At 35.5% G+C, this 3,528-nt stretch carries 4 protein-coding genes; 1 reads left to right on the top strand and 3 read right to left on the bottom strand.

Going from position 1 to position 3,528, the window contains the following annotated elements; all coding sequences use genetic code 11:
- Positions 1-1,152, top strand: a 1,152-nt coding sequence (locus ABY905_RS15165; RefSeq protein WP_372645382.1) for a S16 family serine protease, incomplete at its 5' end; no start/stop codon positions are given.
- A 9-nt stretch (positions 1,153-1,161) separates the two neighbouring features.
- On the opposite strand, the gene ABY905_RS15160 is transcribed toward ABY905_RS15165, so the two are convergent.
- The 3 genes from ABY905_RS15160 to ABY905_RS15150 all read right to left on the bottom strand — a co-directional run.
- Positions 1,162-2,088 (bottom strand): DMT family transporter, encoded by a 927-nt coding sequence (locus ABY905_RS15160; RefSeq protein WP_372645380.1) that lies wholly within the window; start codon positions 2,086-2,088, stop codon positions 1,162-1,164.
- A gap of 368 nt (positions 2,089-2,456) precedes the next feature.
- Positions 2,457-2,732, bottom strand: a complete 276-nt coding sequence (locus ABY905_RS15155; protein ID WP_372645378.1) for a hypothetical protein — start codon at positions 2,730-2,732, stop codon at positions 2,457-2,459.
- A gap of 280 nt (positions 2,733-3,012) precedes the next feature.
- A partial coding sequence (locus tag ABY905_RS15150) for an aminotransferase class III-fold pyridoxal phosphate-dependent enzyme (protein WP_372645376.1) occupies positions 3,013-3,528 on the bottom strand: 516 nt, incomplete at its 5' end.

Genomic DNA, 3,528 nt, shown 5'->3' with positions numbered 1-3,528 from the left:
GGGCATAGAAGAACCTATATAGGAGCCATGCCCGGCAAAATTACACAAAGCTTAAAAAGAACAAAAACATCCAATCCTGTAATCATGCTCGATGAAATTGATAAAATCGGCATCAGTTATCAAGGCGATCCGGCATCAGCTTTACTCGAGGTATTGGATCCTGAACAAAACACTAATTTCCTGGATCATTATCTTGATGTTCACTTCGATTTATCTAATATTTTATTTGTTACAACAGCCAATCAGTTGGATACTATTCCAAGACCTTTATTGGATAGAATGGAAATCATTAAGCTTTCCGGGTACATCCTGGAAGAGAAAGTTGAAATTGCTAAACGGTATTTAATTCCAAAACAACAAAAAGAACATGGCTTAACTTCAAAAGAAATTTCAATCACCAATAGAGCCTTATCCAAAATTATTGAAGGTTATGCCAGAGAAGCAGGCGTCAGAGATCTTGAAAATCAAATCAAGAAGATAATGAGAAAAGCGACACTCATGCTTGCCGAAGAACAAATAACAAAACTCACAATCAGTAATAAAAACATCATCGATTTCCTGGGGCAACCCGTATTTGTAACCGAAGAATTATATAATAAATCGATCCCTGGTGTGACACTTGGATTGGCATGGACAGCATATGGCGGTGCGACACTTTATATAGAAGCCTCAGCAATTAGTCATGAGGCGGGAGGTTTTAAGCAAACGGGGCAACTGGGTAATGTGATGCAGGAATCTGCCGAAATAGCCTATTCGTATATTCGTTCGTTGTTGAGTAAAGAAAAGAATGAAAGCATTAAAACCTTTTTTGACACGAACCTGATTCATCTGCATGTGCCTGCAGGCGCAACACCCAAGGATGGACCATCGGCAGGTATTACCATGGCTTTGGCTTTACATTCCCTTGCGAACAGTAAGCCTATTAAAAAAGGAATCGCAATGACAGGAGAATTAAGCTTAACAGGAAAAATTCTCCCAATTGGAGGTGTTCGTGAAAAAACAATCGCAGCAATACGTGTGGGCATTCGTGAGCTTATTTTTCCAAAAGAAAACAAAAAGGATTTTGATGATTTGCCTCAATATTTAAAGGATGAAGTAAAAGTTCATTTTGCAGACTATTTCGATGATGTTTTAAAAATCACTTATCCATAATCGGTGGAATTAAGCTTTCTTTAATCTATTCTGTCTTATTTTGTGAAACAAGAGGCGAAATCTATTTTCTTTTGTTTGCACAACAATAAGCACAGATGTTAAGATCAATACAATTGCTAGAGAACTTTTCATGTCCATTTTTTCATTGAAAACCAATATTCCTACAATAACACCTGTAAGGGGTTCTAAGGTTGATAAAAGAGAAGCCTTACCGGGTCCAATAAGTTTCATCCCCTTGTAAAACAAAACAACTGCAAGGAAGGTCGACCAGACGCTTAAGTTCAAGATATAAAATAAAGATTTTGGTGTAAAGTTAGTATTGATCTGATCGGTGAAAATACATTTGCAGAGAAACAATAGAGTGGTTATCCCAAAGATCCAAAACGCAACACTGTAAGGGGATATTTTTTTAAGATCCTTATGAGCCATTCCGATTATATAAATGGCATATAGTAGTCCCGACACTAAAGCCCAAATAATGCCAATCATATTCAAGTCGCTATCACGCCCTATGGATAAAAGACCAATACCTATAATCGATAAAAATAAGGCCATCATTTTTCGAACAGTAAACCTCTCTTTGTAAATCAGACTTGCAAGGGCAATAGTTAGTATGGGGTATACAAAATGAAGGGTACTCGCAAGTCCAGATGAGATATATTGATAGGATAAAAAAAGGGTGTATGTTGTCAGCATGGTTCCTATAGTAGTGACAAATAAAATTAGAAAAAACTGTTTTTTGTTAATTCTAATATCAATCCTTTTATACAAACAAAATAAGACTATCCATATAAAAGCAAAACCAAATCGATACAAGAGTAAATTATTGACATCGAATCCCTCTGCATATATTTTCAGAGCGAAAAAAGGCATAAGTCCAAAAAATATTGCCGAAAGCAAAATCATTAGTGTGCCTTTTATTTTTGTACCGATCATTGTATTTTATCTATTTAAAGTTCTTCTTATTCACAAAAAATCAAACGCATATCGAAAGTTCTCACAATCGCTTTCTGATACTGATCAACGGACCATTAGAAGTCCGCAAATCTATAAAATAAGTTGATCAATAATATCAAGTATCAAAAGAAAAAAAATGAGATAAAATGAAACAGAAGCTTTCTGTTTTAGAGTTGAAAACTACCCCATTCAATCAGCGTCTGTTTTATAAAAACCTAAATTCAAGAAAGCTTAAAAAACTTCCACTTGAAAACCTATAAAAAAATAAGGGACAGCTCTTTAGAACTGTCCCCAATAGCTACACGATCTTCTAAGTCTTTAGAACATTCAATTACAATCGCGATATTTTAAATTTCTTTTAAAAGGATGGTATGGGTTTCGCATAGTAGTTTTCTACTGAAGTAAGAAGAGTTCTTAAATGAATAATTCACTTCGAATATAACAAGGTGGTCATCGTGTTTAACCTTAACAATTCCAAATGAAGTATAACTTGTTACTGGATATTTCTTTGTGATATAGTTTTCAAGGTAATGGTCTAATTCTTTAGAATCAGATTTCATTTCTACTTCTTCAATCAATTCTTTTTCTCCTTTATTCAGTTCAAACAGTCTAAGTTTTTTCATAATCTAATATTTTAAATTTGTTATTATCTATTTCTTCAGTTTATGATTCATAGTCTGAAGTAATGATTTGAATTTTTAGCCTTAATATTCTATGTAGCTTATAAGTAGAACAATTCTGTACCAACAAGGAATAGATTAAGAAACTATAAATGTGAAAGACTGATAACGACTCCACCAAGTAGAACTTGCGACCTCTCCTTGAAAAAAAGAGAAAGCCAGACATATACAAAGGGACAGCTCTTTCGAACTGTCCCTTTACATATGATTTTAAATTCGTTGTCTATTCGAATTCAGCCATTGTTTTCTTGATAATCTCAATCGCTTCGCGAAGTTGAGTCTCGTTAATAGTCAATGGAGGCGCAAAACGAATGATATGTCCGTGAGTTGGCTTCGCTAACATACCGTTGTCGCGAAGACGCATACATACATCCCAAGCAGTTTTACCACCCTTAGGCTTAATTACAATCGCATTAAGCAAGCCTTTTCCACGTACAAGCTCAATCATATCAGATTTTACAGCTGATAATTCTTTGCGGAAAATTTGCCCCATAGCTTCTGCATTCTCAGCTAAATTTTCATCTTTCACAACTTGGAGAGCTGCCATTGCAACCTCACAAGCAACTGGGTTACCACCAAAAGTAGAACCGTGCTCACCTGGCTTAATAACAAGCATGATATCGTCATCAGCTAATACTGCAGATACGGGTACAACACCACCTGAAATTGCTTTTCCAAGAATCAGTACGTCCGGACGAACACCTTCGTGATCGACAGCTAATAACTTACCTGTACGAGC

Source organism: Ancylomarina sp. (assembly GCF_041555295.1).
Taxonomy (GTDB): domain Bacteria; phylum Bacteroidota; class Bacteroidia; order Bacteroidales; family Marinifilaceae; genus Ancylomarina.
Note: the sequence above shows the minus strand (reverse complement) of the source record. Positions and strands in the feature narration are given on the sequence as shown.